Annotated in this window: 21 protein-coding genes; 17 read left to right on the top strand and 4 right to left on the bottom strand. The window is 72.6% G+C overall.

What is annotated here, in order from left to right; translation table 11 throughout:
* Positions 1-11 precede the first annotated feature (11 nt).
* The 6 genes from trpS to AC3RJ9_RS02120 all read left to right on the top strand — a co-directional run bounded on the left by trpS (position 12) and on the right by AC3RJ9_RS02120 (position 5193).
* On the top strand, positions 12-1094 hold the full coding sequence (gene trpS, locus AC3RJ9_RS02095) for a tryptophan--tRNA ligase (RefSeq protein ID WP_002856591.1): 1083 nt from the start codon (positions 12-14) through the stop codon (positions 1092-1094).
* A 182-nt stretch (positions 1095-1276) separates the two neighbouring features.
* A complete protein-coding gene (locus AC3RJ9_RS02100) occupies positions 1277-2038 on the top strand; it encodes an ABC transporter ATP-binding protein (protein WP_123244112.1) in 762 nt (253 codons plus the stop codon).
* A complete protein-coding gene (locus tag AC3RJ9_RS02105) occupies positions 2035-3318 on the top strand; it encodes an ABC transporter permease (protein ID WP_123244113.1) in 1284 nt (427 codons plus the stop codon). Before AC3RJ9_RS02100 ends, AC3RJ9_RS02105 begins: the two co-directional genes overlap by 4 nt.
* A gap of 49 nt (positions 3319-3367) precedes the next feature.
* Entirely contained in the window at positions 3368-3964 is a 597-nt protein-coding gene (locus AC3RJ9_RS02110) for a hypothetical protein (RefSeq protein ID WP_123244114.1), read from the top strand.
* A 78-nt stretch (positions 3965-4042) separates the two neighbouring features.
* A complete protein-coding gene (locus tag AC3RJ9_RS02115; RefSeq protein ID WP_199727625.1) occupies positions 4043-4657 on the top strand; it encodes a hypothetical protein in 615 nt (204 codons plus the stop codon).
* Between the two features lie 8 nt (positions 4658-4665).
* Positions 4666-5193 (top strand): hypothetical protein, encoded by a 528-nt coding sequence (locus tag AC3RJ9_RS02120; protein ID WP_036381951.1) that lies wholly within the window; start codon positions 4666-4668, stop codon positions 5191-5193.
* 178 nt (positions 5194-5371) lie between these two features.
* On the opposite strand, the gene AC3RJ9_RS02125 is transcribed toward AC3RJ9_RS02120, so the two are convergent.
* From AC3RJ9_RS02125 to sdhC, 4 genes are all read right to left on the bottom strand, one after another.
* A complete protein-coding gene (locus AC3RJ9_RS02125; protein ID WP_002856582.1) occupies positions 5372-6163 on the bottom strand; it encodes a succinate dehydrogenase iron-sulfur subunit in 792 nt (263 codons plus the stop codon).
* Positions 6163-7950: a succinate dehydrogenase flavoprotein subunit gene (sdhA, locus tag AC3RJ9_RS02130; protein ID WP_069941877.1), complete on the bottom strand. Its 1788-nt coding sequence runs from the start codon at positions 7948-7950 to the stop codon at positions 6163-6165. Before sdhA ends, AC3RJ9_RS02125 begins: the two co-directional genes overlap by 1 nt.
* Positions 7951-8027: 77 nt before the next feature.
* Positions 8028-8507 (bottom strand): succinate dehydrogenase hydrophobic membrane anchor subunit, encoded by a 480-nt coding sequence (locus AC3RJ9_RS02135; RefSeq protein ID WP_036314556.1) that lies wholly within the window; start codon positions 8505-8507, stop codon positions 8028-8030.
* A 3-nt stretch (positions 8508-8510) separates the two neighbouring features.
* Positions 8511-8915, bottom strand: a complete 405-nt coding sequence (gene sdhC, locus AC3RJ9_RS02140; RefSeq protein ID WP_078025777.1) for a succinate dehydrogenase, cytochrome b556 subunit — start codon at positions 8913-8915, stop codon at positions 8511-8513.
* A gap of 247 nt (positions 8916-9162) precedes the next feature.
* Between sdhC and AC3RJ9_RS02145 the strand changes: the two genes are divergently transcribed.
* From AC3RJ9_RS02145 to AC3RJ9_RS02195, 11 genes are all read left to right on the top strand, one after another.
* Positions 9163-10314, top strand: a complete 1152-nt coding sequence (locus AC3RJ9_RS02145; protein WP_052520022.1) for a mannose-1-phosphate guanylyltransferase — start codon at positions 9163-9165, stop codon at positions 10312-10314.
* A 61-nt stretch (positions 10315-10375) separates the two neighbouring features.
* A complete protein-coding gene (locus AC3RJ9_RS02150; protein WP_061866929.1) occupies positions 10376-11632 on the top strand; it encodes an amidohydrolase in 1257 nt (418 codons plus the stop codon).
* A 144-nt stretch (positions 11633-11776) separates the two neighbouring features.
* Positions 11777-12934 carry a BMP family lipoprotein gene (locus tag AC3RJ9_RS02155; protein ID WP_061866928.1) on the top strand — a complete coding sequence of 386 codons (1158 nt, stop codon included), beginning with the start codon at positions 11777-11779 and terminating at the stop codon, positions 12932-12934.
* Positions 12935-13060: 126 nt separating this feature from the next.
* Entirely contained in the window at positions 13061-14659 is a 1599-nt protein-coding gene (locus AC3RJ9_RS02160) for an ABC transporter ATP-binding protein (RefSeq protein ID WP_036313325.1), read from the top strand.
* Positions 14656-16071 (top strand): ABC transporter permease, encoded by a 1416-nt coding sequence (locus AC3RJ9_RS02165; protein WP_136940002.1) that lies wholly within the window; start codon positions 14656-14658, stop codon positions 16069-16071. Before AC3RJ9_RS02160 ends, AC3RJ9_RS02165 begins: the two co-directional genes overlap by 4 nt.
* Positions 16068-17375 (top strand): ABC transporter permease, encoded by a 1308-nt coding sequence (locus tag AC3RJ9_RS02170; RefSeq protein ID WP_061866926.1) that lies wholly within the window; start codon positions 16068-16070, stop codon positions 17373-17375. Before AC3RJ9_RS02165 ends, AC3RJ9_RS02170 begins: the two co-directional genes overlap by 4 nt.
* A gap of 2 nt (positions 17376-17377) precedes the next feature.
* Positions 17378-17809, top strand: a complete 432-nt coding sequence (locus AC3RJ9_RS02175; RefSeq protein WP_010079337.1) for a cytidine deaminase — start codon at positions 17378-17380, stop codon at positions 17807-17809.
* A gap of 74 nt (positions 17810-17883) precedes the next feature.
* Positions 17884-19218: a thymidine phosphorylase gene (locus tag AC3RJ9_RS02180; protein ID WP_061866925.1), complete on the top strand. Its 1335-nt coding sequence runs from the start codon at positions 17884-17886 to the stop codon at positions 19216-19218.
* A gap of 4 nt (positions 19219-19222) precedes the next feature.
* On the top strand, positions 19223-19870 hold the full coding sequence (locus AC3RJ9_RS02185) for a DedA family protein (RefSeq protein ID WP_123244461.1): 648 nt from the start codon (positions 19223-19225) through the stop codon (positions 19868-19870).
* 24 nt (positions 19871-19894) lie between these two features.
* Positions 19895-21106: an adenosine deaminase gene (locus AC3RJ9_RS02190; RefSeq protein WP_041102916.1), complete on the top strand. Its 1212-nt coding sequence runs from the start codon at positions 19895-19897 to the stop codon at positions 21104-21106.
* Positions 21107-21113: 7 nt separating this feature from the next.
* Positions 21114-21920, top strand: coding sequence for a MazG nucleotide pyrophosphohydrolase domain-containing protein (locus AC3RJ9_RS02195; protein ID WP_113913985.1), 807 nt, complete (start codon positions 21114-21116; stop codon positions 21918-21920).
* The last annotated feature ends 139 nt before the right edge of the window (positions 21921-22059 follow it).

The raw sequence follows: 22059 nt of genomic DNA on the forward strand, positions 1-22059 counted from the left end.
CCGAGGCTGAGATGACCATGAAGAAGAACTCCGTCCAGGACGTCCTGGCCCAGGACGCCGCCGCCACCGCCCACCTGGCCGGCGCGTCCGCCCGGCACCGCGTGCTCTCCGGCATGCAGCCCTCGGCGGACTCCCTCCACCTGGGCAACTACCTCGGCGCCCTCGTGAACTGGGAGCGCACCCAGGCCGACTTCGAGGCGTTCTTCTTCATCCCCGACCTGCACGCCATCACCGTGCCCCAGGACCCGGCAGCCCTGGCGGAGCGCACGCGGGTGGCCGCCGCGCAGTTCATCGCCGGCGGCATCGACCCCGAGCGCTCCACGCTGTTCGTCCAGTCCCAGGTGCCCGAGCACGCGCAGCTTGCCTGGGTGCTGACCTGCATGACCGGCATGGGCGAGGCCATGCGGATGACCCAGTTCAAGGACAAGTCCGCCAAGCAGGGCGCGGACGCGGCCGGGGTCGGCCTGCTCGCGTACCCCATGCTCATGGCCGCGGACATCCTGCTCTACCAGCCGCATGGCGTGCCCGTGGGCGACGACCAGCGCCAGCACGTGGAGCTCACCCGCGACCTCGCCCAGCGCTTCAACCATCGCTACGGCGAGACGTTCGTGGTGCCCACCGGCTTCTACCCGGAGACCGGCGCGCGCATCTACGACCTGCAGGACCCCACGTCGAAGATGTCCAAGTCCGCGGCGTCCCCGAACGGGCTCATCAACATCCTCGAGGAGCCGAAGAAGACCGCCAAGAAGATCAAGTCGGCCGTGACCGACGACGGCACCGAGGTGCGCTTCGACCGCGAGGCCAAGCCCGGCGTCTCCAACCTGCTGACCATCCTCTCCGCGGTGTCCGGCACGCCGATCCCGCAGCTCGAGGAGGAGTTCGTCGGCAAGATGTACGGGCACCTCAAGGTCGCGGTGGCGGACGCCGTCGTCGAGCGCCTGGCCCCCGTGCGCGAGCGCGCCCTCGCGCTGCTGGACGACCCCGCCGAGCTGGACCGCATCCTCGCCGCCGGCGCCGAGAAGGCCCGCGCCGTGGCCACGCCCGTGCTCGAGGACGTCTACGCCAAGGTCGGCTTCCTGCCGCCGCTGCGCTGAGCCGGACCGCACCGGCCTCCCCGACGACGGCCCGCGCCCCCGACCTGCGGGGGACGCGGGCCGTCGTGTTTCTCCGACTCGAGGCGGAGGCGGCGGCGCGTGCCCGGCTGTCAGGATGGGTGCACTGCCTCCGCTCCTGCCGCAGCGGGGGCGAGCCCCACCGACAGAGGAGTGCCGGAGCCATGTCCACCGCGGTCCCCATCCCCGCCGTCGCCGAGGTCCCACCCGGCGCCGAACCTGTCCTGGAGACGGAGAACCTCGTCAAGGTCTACGGCCGCGGGGCGTCCCGCTTCGACGCGCTGAAGGGCATCACCCTGCAGATCCAGCGCGGCGAGTCCCTGGCCGTCGTCGGCAAGTCCGGCTCCGGCAAGTCCACCCTGATGCACCTGCTGGCGCTGCTGGACCAGCCCTCCGCCGGCGTGGTGGCGATGGACGGCCGTCCCGTCTCCCAGCTCAAGGCCGCGGAGATCTCCCAGCTGCGCAACGAGCGGTTCGGCTTCGTGTTCCAGCAGTTCTTCCTGAACCCGACCCAGACGGTCCTGGAGAACACCGTGCTGCCGCTGAAGATCGCCGGCGTGGGCCGGGCCCAGCGCACCCGCCGCGGCATGGCGGTGCTCGAGCGGCTCGAGCTCGCGGACAAGGCGAAGAACAAGGCCACGGACCTCTCCGGCGGCCAGAAGCAGCGCGTGTGCATCGCCCGCGCGCTCGTGAACAACCCGACGGTGCTGTTCGCGGACGAGCCCACGGGCAACCTGGACTCCGCCACCTCGGCGGCCGTGGAGGACATCCTCTTCGGCCTGCACCGCGACGAGGGCATCACCCTCGTGGTGGTCACGCACGACGACGACCTGGCCGCGAAGTGCGACCGTCGCGTCGAGCTGCAGGACGGCGTGGTCATCGCCGACGAGCGCGTCGGCACCGAGCAGGACGGAGCGCGGGCATGAAGGCCACCGACGTCGCGGGCACGGCGCTCGCCAACACGATGCGCTCCAAGCTGCGCACCTTCCTCACCGTCGTCGCGATCGTGATCGGCGCATTCACGCTGACCCTCACCACGGGGCTCGGCGCGGGCATCAACAAGTACGTGGACAACGTGGTCGAGGGCTTCGGCAAGCCCGGTGAGCTGACCGTGATGAAGCAGCAGGACATGTCCTCGGCCGGCGCGGCGAGCGGCTCGCCCCAGGAGTACACGGAGCAGGACGCCGCCGGCGGCGAGATGTTCGGCATGCCGCTGCTCACCCAGGAGGACCTCGCCGCGATCGAGGACACCGAGCACGTCACCGAGGTGAAGACCTATCGGGTGGCCGAGCCGGAGTACATCCAGGGCCCGGACGACCGCAAGTGGCAGACCGGCTTCACGGGCAGCTCCGGTGAGATCGACATGCTCACCTTCTCGGCCGGCCGTGCCCCCGAGGCCGGCGCCGCGGAGATCGTCATGCCCGAGTCGTGGGTGGAGGACCTGGGCGCCGGCGACGCCGAGGACCTGGTCGGCACGGAGCTGATCGTCGTGGCGGCGACCCCGCTGCAGGAGCACAAGTCCGTGACGGCCACCGTGGTCGGTGTGACGAAGGCGGCCGCGTCCGGTGCGGGCACCGCCCCGACGCCGTCGGAGTCGCTCGAGCAGGAGATCTACGACATCACGACGGAGGGCCTGCCGGAGTCGCAGCGGAACACCTACTTCCAGGCCACGGCGATCGTGGAGGACCCGGAGGCGAACGAGGACGCCGTGAAGCAGGCGCTGGCCGACCAGGGCCTGCTGGCGCAGACCCTCGAGGAGCAGCTCGGCGTGATCCGCGGCATCATCGACGCCGTCACGTGGGTGCTGACCGGCTTCGCGCTCATCGCGCTGCTCGCCGCCAGCTTCGGCATCATCAACACCCTGCTCATGGCGGTGCAGGAGCGCACCCGGGAGATCGGCCTCATGAAGGCCCTCGGCATGACCGGCGGGAAGATCTTCGGCCTGTTCACCATGGAGGCCGTCGTGATCGGCCTGCTCGGCTCGCTGATCGGCATCGGCCTGGGCGTCGCCGTCGGACTCATCGCGAACCAGGTGCTGACCACCGGCCCCCTCAGCGGCGTCACCGGCCTGGTCCTGTTCGCGGTCAACCCCCTCGCCCTGCTGCTGATCTTGCTGCTGATCGTGGCCATCGCGTTCATCGCCGGCACCTTGCCCGCCCTGCGTGCGGCCCGGAAGGATCCCATCGAGGCACTGCGGCACGAGTGATCCTGCCACCGCGCCCGTCACCGCCGCCACCGTCACCGAGGAGCACACCATGACCACCGATCGACCGAACCCGAACCCGGAGCAGCCCGCCGTGGGCTCCCGCTACGGCACGCAGCCCTACGCGGCCCCGGGCTACGGCGCCCAGCCGGGCAGCCCGTACGGCATCGTCCCGGAGCCGGCCGCGTTCCCCGCGCTCCTGACGCTGACGCTCACGTCGCTCGCGCTGTACGTGCTGTCCTCCCTGCCGGCTCTGTTCGGCGGTGAGGAGAGTATCGAACGCATGCGGGACTCCCTTCGCCAGAGCGGCCTCACCCCCGAGCAGGTGGAGGAGATCGCGCCTGTCGTGGGCGCCTCCGTGACGGTGGGCACGATCATCGTCCTGCTCATCGGCGTGGCCCTGTACGCCCTGGTGTACTTCAACCTCCGCGGGGCCAAGAACTGGGCCCGCATCCTCGGCATCGTCGTCGCGATCCTGGGCACCCTCAGCGCCGTCGGCGGCATCTTCTCCTTCGTGACCTTCCCCGGCATCGGCGGCGTCCTGGCCTCCGTGCTGAGCCTGGCACTGGTGATCGTGAACATCCTGTGGCTGGTCAAGGCCTTCAACCCGCAGGTCGCGGCCTACACCCGTCAGGGCCGCCGCGCCTGATCCCGACGCCGTTCGCCGGCGGCGAGTCCTGGGTCGCCAGCCCTCGCCCCGGCGTCGGCCAGCGGAGACCATGGCGACATGGCCTCCGATCATCGACCCCCGCATCCCGTGTCCCCCCACTCCGACGACCTGGACGGCGGCGGGCGGCCCGTGGTGGGCCCGGATGAGGCGCGGCGGCGCATCGCCGGGCACTCCGGCCCGGACGCCCGCCCGCTGATCCGCCCCGACGCCCGCACCCCCGGCGTGTTCCGGGCGCTGCTCGGACTGACGGTCGCGTCCGCAGTCCTCTATGCCGCGTCGATCCTGCGCAACCTCCTCCCGGGCGCGGCCCAGGACATCGCGGACTCGCTGCCCGAGGGCGGCGCGCAGTCGCCCGCGATGACCGCCGAGGCCATCGAGGGCGCCCTCACCGGCAGTGCCTGGTTCGCGACCCTGCTGGGTCTGGCGGTCTACGCGATCGTCCTCGTCGGGCTGACCCGGCACAGCAACACGGCGCGCATCATGGGTGCCCTGTTCGCCTCGATCGCCATCTTCGTGACGCTGCTGGGGGCCATCCGCCTGTTCGTCTTCCCCGCCGGGGACGTGGTGCTGCCCCTGGTCCTGGGCGGGCTGTTCGCGCTCGTGAACGCGGCCTGGCTCGTGTGCGCCTTCAACCCGGGCCTCGCGACGACCTTCCTGCGCCGCCGGGCATGATGGGGGGCATGCACCCCCTCCACGACGATCCCCACGAGACCACGGAGCGCGACCCCGGTCCCGATCGCGCGGCCCTGCGTCCCCTGCGCCTGTTCCAGACCGTCACGGCGGTCACGGGGGCACTGAGCGCGGCCGGCGTGGGGGGCGTGCTCGCGCTGCAGTTGTCGCCCACCTATGCCCGCGCCGTGCTGGAGGCGCGCTCCTGGGGCGCGAGCGAGGTCACCGACGCCGACGTCGCCGCGTTCCTCACCCCGGCGGGGGCGGGGCCGGTGGCCGCCGCGGCGGTGGTCGTCCTGACCCTGGTGCTCCTGGCCGGCATCACCCGCCGGATTCGGGCCGTGCGCCCCGTGGGGAGCGTGTTCGTGGTGCTGGGGATGCTCACGGCGGCCTTCTGGATGGTCGACGGCGGGCGGATGGTGCAGGCCGGGGGAGGGGGCCCGGTCGTGCTGGGCGCCGTCGTCGGGATGCTCGTGTCCAGCGCGGTGTGGCTGCGTGTGGCGCACCGGCGGGAGACGCGCGACGCCTTCGACGTCTGAGCTCGGACCGCCCCCGCCTCCGTCCCCACCCCGCCCCCACGCTGAGGCCCGCAGACACGCCGCTACGCCGGGCCGGTGACGGCGCGTCTGCGGGCCTCGGCGGGAGGGGGCTCCGCCCACGACGACGGCGGCCCGCCTCCTCGTGCGAGGAGACGGGCCGCCGTCGTGGTGCGGGGGATCAGAACTGGCGGGCCAGGATGGCCTGCTTCACCTCGGAGATCGCCTTGGTCACCTGGATGCCGCGGGGGCACGCGTCGGTGCAGTTGAAGGTCGTGCGGCAGCGCCACACGCCCTCCTTGTCGTTCAGGATCTCCAGGCGCATGTCGCCGGCCTCGTCACGCGAGTCGAAGATGAACCGGTGCGCGTTCACGATGGCGGCCGGGCCGAAGTACTGGCCGTCCGTCCAGAACACCGGGCAGGACGAGGTGCACGCGGCGCACAGGATGCACTTCGTGGTGTCGTCGTAGATCGCCCGGTCGGCCTGGGACTGGTAGCGCTCCTTGGTGGGCGCGTGGCCCTCGGCGACCAGGAACGGCATGATCTCGCGGTAGGACTGGAAGAACGGGTCCATGTCCACGATCAGGTCCTTCTCCACCGGCAGGCCCTTGATGGGCTCCACCAGGATGGGCTTGGACAGGTCGAGGTCCTTCAGGAGCGTCTTGCAGGCCAGGCGGTTGCGGCCGTTGATGCGCATGGCGTCGGAGCCGCACACGCCGTGGGCGCAGGAGCGGCGGAACGACAGGGTGCCGTCGTGGTCCCACTTGACCTTGTGCAGGGCGTCCAGCACGCGGTCGGTGCCGTACATGGTCAGGCGCCACTCGTCCCAGTAGGACTCCTCGGAGGACTCCGGGAGGTAGCGGCGGACCTTGAGTACGATGTCGAAGCTCTCGACCTCGCCTGCGCCGCCACCGGCGGACTGGGTCTGCGCCTGGGCCACGGGGGCCTCGGTCTCGGTTGCTGAGTGGCTCATCAGTACTTACGCTCCATCGGCTGGTAACGGGTCACGACGACGGGCTTGGTCTCGAAGCGGATGCCCTTGACGCCCTCCATCTCCGCGGTCTCGTCACGGTAGATCATGGTGTGCGCCATGAAGTTCTCGTCGTCGCGGTCGGGGTAGTCCTCGCGGTAGTGCCCGCCGCGGGACTCCTTGCGGCCCAGGGCCGCGAGGGTCATGGCCTCGGCGATGTCCAGGAGGTAGCCCAGCTCCATGCCCTCGAGCAGGTCGAGGTTGAAGCGGTGGCCCTTGTCCTGGACGGACACGTTCTCGTAGCGCCCGCGCAGCTCCTCGATCTTGGCCAGTGCGCGGCGGATCGAGTCCTCGTCGCGGAAGACCTGCATGTCCGCGTCCATCGACTCCTGGAGCTCGGCGCGGATGTCCGCGACGCGCTCGGAGCCGGTGGCGGAGCGCAGGTTCTCGATGTGCTCCACGGTCGGCAGCTCGCCGCCCTCGGGCAGCTCCACCCAGTCCGCCTGCGCGGCGTACTCGGCGGCGTAGATGCCGGCGCGGCGGCCGAACACGTTGATGTCCAGCAGCGAGTTGGTGCCCAGGCGGTTGGACCCGTGCACGGACACGCAGGCCACCTCACCGGCGGCGTACAGGCCCGGCACGACGGTGTCGTTGTCCTGGAGGACCTCGGCCTTGATGTTCGTGGGGATGCCGCCCATGAAGTAGTGGCAGGTGGGGAACACCGGCACCGGCTCCGTGTAGGGCTCGACGCCCAGGTACGTGCGGGCGAACTCGGTGATGTCCGGGAGCTTCTCGTCGATGTGCGAGGGCTCCAGGTGCGTCAGGTCGAGCAGCACGTAGTCCTTGTTGGGGCCGGCGCCGCGGCCCTGACGGACCTCCTCGGCCATGGACCGGGCCACGATGTCGCGCGGGGCGAGGTCCTTGATGGTGGGGGCGTAGCGCTCCATGAAGCGCTCGCCGTCCGCGTTGCGGAGGATGCCGCCCTCGCCGCGTGCGGCCTCGGAGAGCAGGATGCCCAGGCCGGCCAGGCCGGTCGGGTGGAACTGCACGAACTCCATGTCCTCGAGCGGCAGGCCCGCGCGGTAGGCGATGGCCATGCCGTCGCCGGTGAGGGTGTGGGCGTTCGAGGTGGTCTTGTACACCTTGCCGGCGCCGCCGGTGGCGAAGATGACCGACTTGGCCTGGAAGACGTGGATCTCGCCGGTGGCCAGCTCGTAGGAGACGACGCCGGCGGTGCGCTTCTGCTTGTAGGCGGTGCCGTCCTCGCGCACGGCGTCCTCCTCCACCAGCAGCAGGTCGAGCACGTAGAACTCGTTGAAGAACTCCACGTTGTGCTTGACGCAGTTCTGGTACAGCGTCTGGAGGATCATGTGGCCGGTGCGGTCCGCGGCGTAGCAGGCGCGGCGCACGGGCGCCTTGCCGTGGTCACGGGTGTGGCCGCCGAAGCGGCGCTGGTCGATCTTGCCCTCGGGGGTGCGGTTGAAGGGCAGGCCCATCTTCTCGAGGTCCAGCACCGCGTCGATGGCCTCCTTGGCCATGACCTCCGCGGCGTCCTGGTCCACCAGGTAGTCGCCGCCCTTGACGGTGTCGAACGTGTGCCACTCCCAGTTGTCCTCCTCGACGTTGGCGAGGGCCGCGCACATGCCGCCCTGGGCCGCGCCGGTGTGGGAACGCGTGGGGTAGATCTTGGTGAGGACGGCGGTGTGCGCGCGCTGACCGGCCTCGATGGCCGCGCGCATGCCCGCGCCGCCGGCGCCGACGATCACCACGTCGTACTTGTGCACCTGCATTCAGGTCTCTCTTTCTGGGTGTCTGTGACGCGGCGGCCGCTCGGGCCGGCCGCACCGCAGGGTGAGCGTTTCCGAGGTCAGCCGCAGAAGGCCGGGGAGCCCTCGAGCAGGGCGCCGGAGGCGTCCACCATGCAGGGATCGAAGGTGAAGATCACCAGGGTGCCGAGGATGATGATCACGGCTGTGGCGATGTACAGGATCATCGTCAGCCAGAAGCGGGCGCTGCCGCGACGGGTGTAGTCGTTGATGATCGTGCGCACGCCGTTGGCGCCGTGCAGCATGGCCAGCCACAGGAGGGCCAGGTCCCAGAACTGCCACAGCGGGTGCGCCCACTTGCCGGCCACGAAGCCGAAGTCGATGGCGTGGATGCCGTCGCCCACCAGCAGGTTGGTGGTCAGGTGCACGGCGATCAGCACGACGAGGAAGACGCCCGAGATGCGCATGAACAGCCAGGCGAGCATCTCGAAGTTGCCGCGGCCGCCGCCGTCGCGCGTGTACTTGGGGTCCAGACGGCGGCTGCGGGGCGCCGCGATGGTGGTCTCAGCGGTGGTGCTCATGGCTCAGTGACCTCCGAGTGCGAGGCTGAAGTGACGGATGGCGAAGCCCAGGGTCAGGACGACCCACAGCCCCAGCACGATCCACAGCAGGGTCTTGTGGTGCTGGGTGCCGCCCTTCCAGAAGTCGACCAGGATGATGCGCAGGCCGTTCAGGGCGTGGAAGATGATCGCCGCGACGAGGCCGGCCTCGCCGAGCGCGAAGTACCACGTCTTGTACGAGCCGATCACGGCGTTGTAGGCCTCGGGGGAGACCCGGACCAGGGCCGTGTCCAGCACGTGGACGAGCAGGTAGAAGAAGATGACGACGCCGGTGACGCGGTGGCCCACCCAGGACCACATGCCGCCGTGGCCCCGGTACAGGGTTCCGCGGCCGTTCTTGGCCGGGGCCTGCGCAGTGGCGCTAGACACGGTTGATACCTCCAGGGGGAATGCACGATCCCGGTCCTCCGCCGTGGGACGACGACGGGCAGGGGCGTGTGCGAGTGGATTCCTCCGCCTAGGGTAGACCCTTCCCGCGCCTCCGTGCCCGATCGGGGACCCGGGCGACCACTGTGACGCGTGCGGCGCCCCGCCGCCGTCCTGTTCGGTCTGGGCTGTGCCCCGCCTGGGACGCGGCGAGTGGTCCCCCGTCCGGACGGTTCCGTAGTCTGGCCCGGTGAGCACCGATCCGAACCTGACCGATGCCCCGCGCGAGGCCGCGCCGGGCACGGCCCTGTCCCGCTTCCACGCCGTGATCCCCGCCGGGGGCGTGGGCACCCGCCTGTGGCCCCTCTCGCGGGCCGCCGCGCCGAAGTTCCTCCACGACCTCACCGGCTCGGGCCAGACCCTGATCCGTGCCACGTGGGACCGTCTGGCGCCCCTGGCCGCGGGCATGCTCGTGGTGACCGGGGAGGCCCACCGGGAGGCGGTGTGCACGCAGCTGCCGGCCCTGGCGGAGACGGATCTGGTGCTCGAGCCCTCGCCCAAGGACTCCGCGGCCGCCATCGGCCTGGCCGCGGCGATCCTCTCCCTGCGCGACCCGGACACGATCATGGGCTCGTTCGCGGCGGATCAGGTGATCTCCCCGGTGGAGGTCTTCCAGGACGCGGTGCGGCAGGCCGTCGAGACGGCGGCCACCGGCCGGATCGTGACCATCGGCATTGAGCCCACGCACGCGGCCACGGGCTTCGGCTACATCCGCCGGGGCCGCCGCCTCCGCGTGGCCGGCGCCCCGGACGCGTACGACGTCGCCGCGTTCGTGGAGAAGCCGGACCTGAAGGTCGCCCAGCAGTACGTGAAGTCCGGCCGCTACCTCTGGAACGCGGGCATGTTCGTGGCGCCCGTGGGCCTCATGCTGGCCCACCTCGAGGAGAACGAGCCCGCGCTGCACGCCGGCCTGATGGAGATCGCCCGCGCGTGGGAGACGCCGGAGCGGGACGAGGTCATGGCCCGGGTGTGGCCCGAGCTGACGAAGACCGCCATCGACTACGCCGTCGCCGAGCCCGCCGCCGCCGTCGGCGACGTGGCCGTGATCCCCGGCTCCTTCACGTGGGACGACGTGGGGGACTTCGCGGCGATCGCCCGCCTGAACCCGGTCAAGGACGCCTCCGGCATCACGGTGATCGGCGACACCCCGCGGGTGTACTCGGACGACGCGTCCGGCGTCGTGGTGACGGACACGAAGCGCGTCATCGCGCTGATCGGCATCGAGGACGTCGTCGTGGTGGACACCGAGGACGCGCTGCTGGTCACCACCACGGAGCACGCCCAGGAGGTCAAGAAGGCCGTCGAGGCGCTCAAGGCGGAGGGCGTGGACGAGGTCCTCTGACCGCGCCCTGGGCCGGGTCCGGCCCGCACCGACCGGCACCCCCGGAGTAGGGTGCTGGGCCATGACCACCTCCGACTCCGTGCTGACCGGGCCCCGTCCGACCTCCGTCCCCTCGGTGGGCCCCGTGGTGGCCGAGCTCGAGGACGAGATCGTGTCCTTCCGCCGGGACCTGCACCGGCATCCCGAGCTCTCCTATGAGGAGTACCGCACCACCGACCGCATCGTGGAGCTGCTCTCCGGCTACGGGCTCTCGCCCGTGCGGATGGAGTCCACGGGCGCCTACGTGGACGTCGGGGAGGGGCCGGTGGTGCTGGCCCTGCGCGCGGACATCGACGCGCTGCCGGTCGAGGAGGAGACCGGCCTGCCCTACGTGTCCGTCAATGACGGCGTCGCGCACGCGTGCGGCCACGACATGCACACCGCCGTCATGGCGGGTGTGGCCGTCGCCCTCGGCCGCATCCTCCGCGGGGCCACCGCCGACGCCGACCTGCGCGCGGCCGGCGAGCGGGTCCACGGCACGGTCCGCGTCATCTTCCAGCCCGCGGAGGAGCGGCTGCCCGGCGGCTCCCTGGCCGTGCTGCGCCAGGGGATCCTCGACGACGTGCCCCGCATCCTGGCGGCGCACTGCGACCCCCAGGTCGACGTCGGCTCGATCGGCACCCGCATCGGCGCCATCACCTCGGCGGCGGACACGATCCGGATCACCCTCACCGGACGCGGTGGGCACACCTCGCGGCCCCACCTCACCGAGGACATGGTCTTCGCCCTGTCCCAGATCGCCGTGAACGTGCCCGCCGTGCTCTCCCGGCGGATCGACGTGCGCTCGGCCGTCTCGGTGGTGTGGGGGCAGATCGCCGCCGGCAGCGCGCCCAACGCGATCGACAACACCGGCTACCTGGCCGGGACCATGCGCTGCCTCGACGCGGACGTGTGGGAGGAGGCCGGTGCGCTGCTCGACGAGGTGGTCCGGCAGGTGGCCGCGCCGTACGGCGTGCACGTGCAGCTCGAGCACGTGCGCGGCGTCCCGCCGGTGCACAACACCGAGGGCGAGACGGCGCTGATCGAGACCGCGGCGCGGCGGGAGCTCGGCTCGCGGGCGATCGTCCTGACCCCGCAGTCGATGGGCGGCGAGGACTTCGCCTGGATGACCCAGAAGGTGCCCGGCTCCATGCTGCGCCTCGGCACCCGGTCCCCGGGTGGCCCCATCTACGATCTGCACCGCGGGGACTACGCGCCGGACGAGCGGGCCATCGGCGTGGGCATGCGGGTCTTCACCGCCGCCGCGCTGCAGGTGCTCACGGGCGAGGACCACCACTGACCCCGCCGCCCGCACCCGCCGGAGGGGACGGGCCCACCGTTCGGTAGACTCGCGCTCATCCGGACGGGGCCGCCCGCACGGGCCCCGTCTTTCCGCGGCCACCGGCCGCGGGCCTCGCACCGTGCCTTCCGAAATGAGGACCCCATGGGCATCGCCACCCCGTCGGCCGCGCGCCGTCGTCGTCTCCTGCTCCCCGTCGCCGCGCTCGGCGTCTCCGGCCTGCTGCTGACCGCGTGCGGCGCCCCGCCGGAGCAGTCCGAGGCCTCGGGCTCCGGCGCCGCCGAGAGCGAGGCCATCGCCACCGTGGACGGCGTCGGCTCGGACAACAAGGACTACAAGGCCTGCATCGTCTCGGACGAGGGCGGCTTCGACGACCGCTCCTTCAACCAGTCCTCCTACGAGGGCCTCAAGGCCGCCGAGAAGGCCTACGGCATCACCACCAGCGAGGCCGAGTCGAACGAGCCCAGCGAGTTCACCCCGAACGTGACCGCCATGGTCAACGCCGACTGCGACGCCGTCATCGGCGTGGGCTTCCTCCTCGGCGACGCCATGAAGCCGATCGCCGCGCAGCACTCGGACACCCACTTCTTCGGCGTGGACGTCACCGCGGAGGGCTTCTCCGACAACTTCCAGAAGCTCACCTACGACACGGCGCAGGCGGCGTTCCTGGCCGGCTACCTGGCGGCGGGCACCACCGAGACCGGCACCGTGGCCACCTATGGCGGCATGGAGATCCCCACCGTCACCATCTTCATGGACGGCTTCGCCCGCGGCGTGGAGCACTACAACGAGGTCAAGGACAAGGACGTCAAGGTCCTGGGCTGGGACAAGGACGCGAAGACCGGCTCCTTCACGGGCGACTTCAAGAACGTGGCCAACGGCAAGACGAACACCGCCAACTTCATCAACGAGGGCGCCGACATCGTGATGCCGGTGGCCGGCCCCGTGGGCCTGGGCACCCTGGACGCCGTCCGCGAGGCGAACCAGGGCGGCAAGGACGTCAAGGTCATCTGGCCGGACTCGGACGGCTACGAGTCCACCAAGGACGGCAACCTGATCCTCACCTCGGTGAAGAAGAACATGGGCCAGTCCGTCGCCGACGTGATCGCCGCGGACCTGAAGGACGAGTTCTCGGCCGAGCCCTACGTGGGCACGTTGGAGAACAAGGGCGTCGAGCTGGCCCCGTTCCACGACTTCGAGGACACGGTGCCGCAGGAGCTCAAGGACGAGCTCAAGGATCTCGAGGCCAAGATCGTCTCGGGCGAGCTGAAGGTCGGCTCGGAGTACTCCCCGGAGGCCTGACCCGCCTCGCCACCGCCGCAGGGCCGGCCCGGACCCCTCCGGACCGGCCCCGCGGCGCGCGGGCGCCCGGCCCGCCCCCGCCGCCGAGCGCGGCACCACGAGCATCGACCAGACGGAAGGCCCTCGATGAGGCTCGAACTGCGCGGGATCACCAAGCGCTTCGGCTCGTTCGCCGCGAACGAGGACGTGAACCTGACCGTGGAGTCGGGGCGGGTGCACACCCTCCTCGGCGAGAACGGCGCCGGCAAGTCCACCCTGATGAACGTCCTCTTCGGGCTCTACGAGCCCACCGAGGGGGAGATCCTGCTCGACGGCGAGCCCGTCCGGTTCTCCGGCCCCGGCGAGGCCATGCGCGCGGGCATCGGCATGGTGCACCAGCACTTCATGCTCGTGCCCGTCTTCACGGTGGCCGAGAACGTGGCCCTCGGCGACGAGCACACCCGCGCCCTGGGCGTGCTCGACCTCGAGGCCACCCGCCGGCGGATCCGGGAGATCTCCGCGCAGTACGGCTTCGACGTGGACCCGGACGCCGTCGTCGAGGACCTGCCCGTGGGCGTGCAGCAGCGCGTCGAGATCATCAAGGCCCTCGTCCGCGACGCGCGCATCCTCATCCTGGACGAGCCGACCGCCGTGCTCACCCCCCAGGAGACCGACGAGCTGCTCGGCATCATCCGGCAGCTGCGGGCGGACGGCACGGCGATCGTGTTCATCTCCCACAAGCTGCGCGAGGTCAAGGCCGTCTCGGACGACATCACCGTGCTGCGCCGCGGCCGCGTGGTCGGCACGGCGGAGCCCTCCGCCGAGGCCGCCGAGCTGGCCGCCCTCATGGTGGGCCGGAACGTCGTCCTCGAGCGGCGCAAGACGGCCCCGACCCTGGGGGAGGAGACGTTCCGCGTCGAGGACCTCTCCGTCGTCTCGCCCACGGGCCAGGTGCTGCTGGACGCCGTGTCCTTCGCCGTCCGCCAGGGCGAGGTCCTCGCCGTGGCCGGTGTGCAGGGCAACGGGCAGACCGAGCTGACCGAGGCGATCATGGGCCTGGTCAAGGCCACCGGCTCCGTCACCCTGGACGGCCGGGAGCTGATCGGCCGGTCCACCCGCCAGATCATCCGCGCCGGCGTCGGCTTCGTGCCCGAGGACCGCTCCACGGACGGGCTCGTCGGCCCGTTCTCCGTGGCGGAGAACATGGTGCTCAACCGGTACGACGTCGCCCCGGCCGGCAACGCCGTGCAGATGCGCCCCGCCGCGGTGCGGGCGCTCGCCGAGCGCCGCGTGGCCGAGTTCGACGTCCGCACCCAGGGCGTGGACCTGCCGGTCTCCTCCCTCTCGGGAGGCAACCAGCAGAAGGTCGTCATGGCCCGCGAACTCGTGGACGGGCTGCGCCTGTTCATCGCCTCGCAGCCCACGCGCGGCGTGGACGTCGGCTCGATCGAGTTCCTGCACGACCGGATTATCGCCGAGCGCGACGCCGGCACCCCCGTGCTGATCGTCTCCACCGAGCTGGACGAGGTCCTCGAGCTGGCGGACCGGATCGCCGTGATGTACCACGGGCGGATCGTCGGCATCGTGCCGGGGGACACCTCGCGCGAGACGCTCGGCCTCATGATGGCCGGCCAGACCCCCGACGACGCGGCCCTCGCCTCCGGCGCAGACGTCGCCGCGGGCACGCCCGGCACCGCCGGTGAGGCGCCCGCCGCCCACCCCACCACGGAAGGAGAGCGCCCGTGAGCACCGCCGCCCCGCAGCGCCCGGCCCCCGCGTCCGACGCGGCCGCCCGGCCCGCCCCCGCCGACTCCGCCCTGCGCCGGATCCTCTCGGGCAACGGCACGGTCACCGCCCTGGCGATCCTGCTGTCCCTGCTGATCTCCGGCCTGCTGATCATCGCCGTGGACGAGGACGTCCGCGACGCCGCCGGCTACTTCTTCGCCCGCCCGGGCGACCTGCTCTCCGCCGCCTGGGCCGCGTTCGCCGGAGCCTTCGCGGCCCTGTTCCGCGGCGCCGTCTTCAACTACCGGGCCTCGGACGCGACGGGCATGCTCTACCCGCTCACCGAGACCCTCACCGTGGCGACCCCGCTGATCATCATCTCGCTGGGCATCGCCATCGCCTTCCGGGCGGGCCTGTTCAACATCGGCGGCCAGGGTCAGTTCATCTTCGGCGCCATGTTCGCCGCGTGGTTCGGCGTGCACCTGCACCTGCCGGCCGGCGTGCACCTGCTGCTCGTCGTCGTGATGGGCGTGCTCGGCGGCGTGCTGTGGGGCTCCGTCGTCGGCGTGCTCAAGGCCTGGACGGGCGCGCACGAGGTGATCCTCACGATCATGCTCAACTACGTGGCGGTGAACCTGCTCGCCTACCTGTTGAACACCCCCGTCCTGCGGGCGCCCGGCACCACGAACCCGGTGTCCGCGCCGCTGGACCGCTCCGCCATGTTCCCGCGGCTGCTGGGGACCGACTTCCGGCTGCACTGGGGCTTCTTCGTCGCGCTGCTGGCCGTGCTCTTCACGTGGTGGCTGATGCAGCGCTCCACCCTCGGCTTCCGCCTGCGGGCCGTGGGCGCCAACCCGGACGCCGCCCGCACGGCCGGCATCTCCGTCAAGGGCTCCTACCTGGCCGCCATGGCGATCTCCGGCGGCCTCGCCGGCCTGGCCGGCGCCACCCACGTGGCCGGCACGGAGAGCACGCTGAACACCTCCGTGGCCGGGTCCTTCGGCTTCGACGCGATCACGGTGGCGCTGCTCGGCCGGTCCCACCCGGTGGGCGTGCTGTTCGCGGGCCTGCTCTTCGGCGCCCTGCGCGCCGGCGGCGTGACCATGCAGACCGAGACCGGGGTGCCGGTCGACATCGTCCTCGTGGTGCAGTCCGTGATCGTGCTGCTCATCGCGGCCCCGCCGCTGGTGCGCGCCATCTTCCGGCTGCCCGCCCCGGGCGCCGCGCGCGCCCGCCGCGCGGCCGACCCCGTGACCCAGCCCGCCGTGGCCGGCGCCGCGCTGACCGGCGCCGGCGGCCACGCCGCCGCCCCGTCCACGGGCGTCCAGGAGGCCGCGACCGCCGCCGTCGCGGACCCGCAGGCTCCGACCACTGCACCCACGGACACGGCCCCGACCCACCGCCCGCACGAGCAGAAGGGGGACGCCCGATGAGCGCGACCGCCGCCCGGCCCCACGCCGACGTCGTCCGCCCCGAGGCCGCCGAGCCCGCCCGGGTCGTGGTCCGGCACTGGACCACCCCGATCGCCCTGACGATCCTGACCCTGCTGGCCCTGGCCGTCTTCGCCCTCGGCGCCCCCGAGGCGGCGGCGACCTTCCGACTCTCGAACGCGTCCGACGCCGTCGTGCTCCCGGACCTGACCGCCGACCCCGTGCTGGGGGGCTGGCTGCTCGTCGGGCTCATGGCGCTGCTGACCGCGGTGGCCTGGCTGGCGACCCTGCGCTCGGGGCGCACCCCCGGCTGGGCCGCGGCCCTGTTCGCCGTCGCCTTCGTGGCCGCGTTCCTCATCTGGGTGATCGGCTCGGCGGACAACACCACCGTGTTCCTCACCGGCCTGATCGCCGGCTCGTTCGCGCTGGCCGTCCCGCTGATCTTCGGCTCGATGGCCGGCATCCTGGCCGAGCGCTCGGGCGTGGTGAACATCGCGATCGAGGGTCAGCTGCTGGCGGGCGCGTTCACGGCCGCCGTCGTCGGCACCGCCACCGGCTCGCCCTGGGCGGGCCTGGCCGCCGCGATCGTGGCCGGCGTCCTCGTGTCCTGGCTGCTCGCCGTGTTCTCGATCAAGTACCTGGTCAACCAGGTGATCGTCGGCGTCGTGCTCAACGTGCTCGTGGCCGGCCTGACGAGCTTCCTGTACTCCACCGTCCTCACGGGCGGGGACACCGAGCTCAACGCGCCGCCGCACTTCCCGAACCTGCGGATCCCGGGCCTGGCGGACATCCCCGTGCTCGGGCCCATCCTGTTCAACCAGACGATCCTGGGCTACGCGATGTACCTGCTCGTCATCGCGCTGTGGTTCGCCCTGTTCCGCACCCGCTGGGGCCTGCGCGTGCGCGCCGTGGGCGAGCACCCCAAGGCCGCGGACACCGTGGGCATCGACGTGAACCGCACGCGGTACGCCGCCGTCCTGCTGGGCGGCGCGGTGGCCGGCATGGGCGGGGCGTTCTTCACGCTCGTCTCCGCGTCGTCCTTCACCAAGGAGATGACGGCGGGCCAGGGCTTCATCGCGCTCGCGGCCGTGATCTTCGGCCGCTGGAACCCGATCGGCGCGTTCTTCGCGGCGCTGCTGTTCGGCTTCGCCACCAACATGCAGTACGTCCTGGCGATCCTCGGCACCCCGGTGCCGAGCCAGTTCATGGCGATGCTCCCGTACCTCGTCACGGTGTTCGCCGTGGCCGGCCTCGTGGGCCGCTCGCGCGGCCCGGCCGCCTCGGGCGTGCCGTACGTGAAGGAGTAGCCGTGGCGGACGGGCAGCACACGACGACGGCGCCGCGCGTGGACTGGGACCGGCTGCGGGCCGCGGCCCTGGCCGCCACGGAGCACGCCTACGTGCCCTACTCGGGGTTCCGGGTGGGCGCCGCCGCGCTCACCGACGACGGCCGCCTCGTCTCGGGCTGCAACATCGAGAACGCGTCCTACGGGCTGACCCTGTGCGCCGAGTGCGCGCTGCTGGCCGACCTGCGCATGGGCGGGGGCGGCCGACTGGCCGCGTTCGTGTGCGTGGACGGCGAGGGCGTGCTCACCATGCCCTGCGGGCGGTGCCGCCAGCTGCTGTACGAGTTCCGCGCCCCCGGGCTCGTGCTGCTCACCCCGGCGGGGGAGCGGGGGATCGACGCGGTGCTGCCGGACGCCTTCGGCCCGGCCGACCTGGAGCGGGCGGACCGTCCCTGACCTGCGGCGCGCTCCCGGGCCCGCTCGCTAGAGTCGGAGGCTGACCGTCGCAGCCGTCCTCCGAGGAGAACCCCATGACCGCGCAGCCGCAGGCCGAGCCCTTCGACGCCGTCGAGGTGATCCGCACCAAGCGGGACCGGGGGACGCTGTCCCCCGAGCAGATCGACTGGGTGGTGGACGCGTACACCCGCGGCGTGGTGGCGGACGAGCAGATGTCCGCCCTGGCCATGGCGATCCTGCTCAACGGCATGGACCGCGCCGAGATCGCCCGCTGGACGGACGCGATGATCGCCTCGGGTGAGCGCATGGACTTCGGCGGGCTCACCACCCCGGACGGCCGCCCCCTGGCCACCGCGGACAAGCACTCCACCGGCGGCGTGGGGGACAAGATCACCCTGCCGCTGGCCCCGCTCGTGGCCTCCTTCGGGGTGGCGGTGCCGCAGCTGTCCGGCCGCGGCCTCGGGCACACCGGCGGCACCCTGGACAAGCTCGAGGCGATCCCCGGGTGGCGGGCCGACCTCAGCAACGAGGCGATGCTGCGCCAGCTCTCCGAGGTGGGCGCCGTGATCTGCGCGGCCGGCTCGGGCCTGGCCCCGGCGGACAAGCGCCTGTACGCCCTGCGTGACGTCACCGGCACGGTGGAGGCCATCCCGCTGATCGCCTCCTCGATCATGTCCAAGAAGATCGCCGAGGGCACCGGCGCCCTGGTGCTGGACGTCAAGTGCGGCTCGGGCGCGTTCATGAAGGACGAGGCGTCCGCCCGCGAGCTGGCCCGGACCATGGTGGATCTCGGCCGGGACGCCGGGGTGGACACCTCGGCGCTGCTCACGGACATGTCCGTGCCCCTGGGCCGGACGGCCGGCAACGCCCTCGAGGTCCGCGAGTCGGTGGAGGTGCTCGCCGGCGGCGGCCCGGCCGACGTCGTGGAGCTCACCGTGGCGCTCGCCGCCGCGATGCTCGCCGGCGCCGGGGTCACGGACGTGGACCCGGCCGAGCACCTGGCCAACGGCCGGGCGATGGACGTGTGGAACCGGATGATCGAGGCCCAGGGCGGCGACCCGCGCGCGGCCCTCCCGACGGCGGCCCACAGCGAGGACGTCGTCGCGGAGACGGACGGCGTCCTCACCGAGCTGGACGCGATGGCCGTGGGCCTGGCCGCGTGGCGCCTCGGCGCCGGGCGGGAGCGGCAGGGCCAGGCCGTCCAGGCCGCGGCCGGCGTCGAGGTGCACGTGCGCCCCGGCGAGCGCGTGGCCCGGGGTCAGAAGGTGCTGACCCTCCACACGGACACGCCGGAGCGCTTCGAGCGGGCGAAGGCCGCGCTCGCCGGCGGCTGGGCCGTCGGCGAGCTCGACGACGCCGCCGCCCGGACCCTGCGCGAGCGCTCCGTGATCCTGGACCGGATCGGCTGACCGGATGCTCGCGTGGCTCGAGGAGGCGATCCTCCACGCCTCCGCGCAGTGGTGGGTCCTGCCACTGACGCTGCTGCTGTGCCTGCTCGACGGCATCGTGCCGATCTTCCCGTCGGAGTCGGTGCTGGTGGCCCTCGGCGCGATCGTCCGCGACGGGCACCCGTTCTCCCTGTGGGCGCTGTGGGGGGTCGGCTTCGCGGGCGCGTTCCTGGGGGACGTGGCCGCGTACGGGATCGGCCGTGCCGTGGGTGTGGAGCGGTTCCGGTGGATGCGGCTGCGGCGGGTGCGGGCCACGGTCGAGGTCGCCCGGCACCACCTGCACAGTCACGGCGCGCTGCTGCTGTTCACCGCCCGGTTCATCCCCGGCGGCCGCGTGGCCCTCAACTTCACCGCCGGCGCCACCCGCTATCCGCCGGTGCGGTTCGTGGCGCTGGACCTGCTCTCCACGGCCAGCTGGGCCGCGTATTCGATCATGATCGCGCGCCTGACCGCGGGCTGGCTGGAGAACCCGGTGCTGCAGATCGCCGCCTCCGTGACGGGCGCGGCGCTCGTGGGCCTGCTGCTGGACCGGCTGCTCAAGGCCCTGCTGCGCCGCCGGCTGGGCGCCGGGGTGAAGGGCCTCACCCTGGCCGAGCAGGAGGCCCTGCGCTGAGCGCCCTGCCGTAGAGTGACGCCCGTGACGACGACGCAGCTTCCGGACACCGCATCCCCCTCCCCGCTCGAGGTCGACCTGGCCGTCCTGCCCAAGGTCTCCCTCCACGACCACCTCGACGGCGGCCTGCGCGTGGGCACCGTCCTCGACCTGGCCCGCGAGGCCGGCGTCGAGGTCCCCGCGGACACCGTCGAGGGCCTGGCCGAGTGGATCGCCGAGCACGCCAACGGCGAGTCCCTCGAGAAGTACCTGCAGGTCTTCGCCCTGACCACCGCCGTGATGCAGACCCGCGAGCAGCTGCGCCGCGTGGCCCGCGAGTTCGTCGAGGACCTGGTCGCCGACGGCGTCATCTACGGCGAGATCCGCTGGGCCCCCGAGCAGCACCTGGCCGGCGGGCTGAGCCTGGACGAGGCCGTCGAGGCCGTGCAGGCCGGCCTGGACGAGGCGGTCGAGGCCGCCGACGCCGCGGGCCACGTGATCCGCGTGGGCCAGCTGGTCACCGCGATGCGGCACGCCGACCGGGCCCAGGAGATCGCCGAGCTGGCCGTGCGCCACCGCGAGGCCGGCGTCGTGGGCTTCGACATCGCGGGCGCCGAGGCCGGGTTCCCGCCCTCCCGCTTCGCCGACACCTTCACGTGGCTGGCCGCCCACCACCTGCCCGTCACCGTGCACGCGGGCGAGGGCGACGGCCTGGACTCCGTCCGCTCGGCCCTCGTGGACGGCCGCGCCCTGCGTCTGGGCCACGGCGTGCGCCTGGCCGAGGACATCTCGGTGGAGTACGGCGGCGTGGACGAGGACGGCGAGCAGCTGGACGAGCTGACCGGCATCGTGGACCTGGGCGAGACCGCCGCGTGGGTGCGGGACCGGCAGATCGCCCTGGAGGTCTGCCCGTCCTCGAACCTGCAGACCGGCGCGGTGGACGCCGCGGCGGGCATCGCGGGCCATCCCATCGACCTGCTCGTGCAGCTCGGCTTCCGCGTCACCGTGAACACGGACAACCGGCTCGTCTCGGACGTGTCCCTGACCGACGAGCTCTACCTGCTCGCCGAGACCTTCGGCTACTCGCTCTCCGAGCTGCTGGACCTGCAGCTCAACGCCGCCGAGGCCGCCTTCCTGTCCGTGGACGAGCGCGAGGACCTCGCCGAGATCCTCGTGGCCGGCTGGGGCGAGGTCATCTCCGGCGACGCCGTCGGCCCGGTCCTCGAGGAGCTGGACGACGAGGACGAGGACGACTGATCCGCCCGTGAGCGCGAGTGTGGACCGTCTGGTGGCGGTGGTCGAGGCCCTGCGCGACCACTGCCCGTGGACGGCCGCGCTCACCCACGCCGACCTCGCCGAGTACCTCGTGGAGGAGGCGTACGAGGCGGTGGCGGAGATCGAGTCCCGCGACGCCGCCGCATGGGCCGACGTGCCCGCGCGTCGGGCCGACGGCGCGTACCCCGCCCTGGCCGCCGAGCTCGGGGACGTCCTGTTCCAGGTGGTCCTGCACGCCGCCGTCTCCCGGGCGCCGGGCGCCCCGGCGGAGACGGCCGGGTTCCGCCTGGACGACGCCGCCGACGCCCTCACCGCCAAGATGATCCGGCGCAACCCGCTCGTGCTCACCCCCGAGGGCGGCCTGCGCCCGGCCGAGGAGCTCGCCGCCGTCACGCCCGAGGCCGTCGAGCTGGCCTGGGAGCGGGTCAAGGCGCAGGAGCGGGCCGCCGCGGGGCTCTCGTCCGCCGCCCCGGCCCACGGCGACGGCGGCACCGGCCCGGGCCTCGACGTCGGCGACATCCCGGCCCGGCTGCCGGCGCTGGCCGCCGCCGCGAAGGTGGTCGACCGCGCGGCCCGGCAGGAGCCGGACCCGCTCGCGGCGCACGTCCCGGCGCCGGCCGCCGAGGCGGGGGAGCGCCCGGCGGCGGTGTGGCCCGACGAGGCCGCGCTCGGGGCGGAGCTGTTCGCGCTGGTGCGCCGGGCCCGGGCGGCGGGGCTCGACCCCGAACGGGCCCTGCGCACCACGGTGGCGCGGGTGCGTGCGGGGGACTGGTCGGCCCTGCGCCCGTCCGGCTGACGCGGCGCCGCTCCGGCCCGGCCGCAGCCCCGACCGCGCCCCAGCGACATCGCAGCAGGGGGGAACGGCGGTCTTGTCGCCGGCGCGCGGCCGACTGGAACCTGAGGTCCCCGCTAGGCTGAGGCCGTGTCCACGCCGC

This window comes from Micrococcus sp. 63XJN7_6_ISO-PGPR-S23-444 (assembly GCF_058072765.1).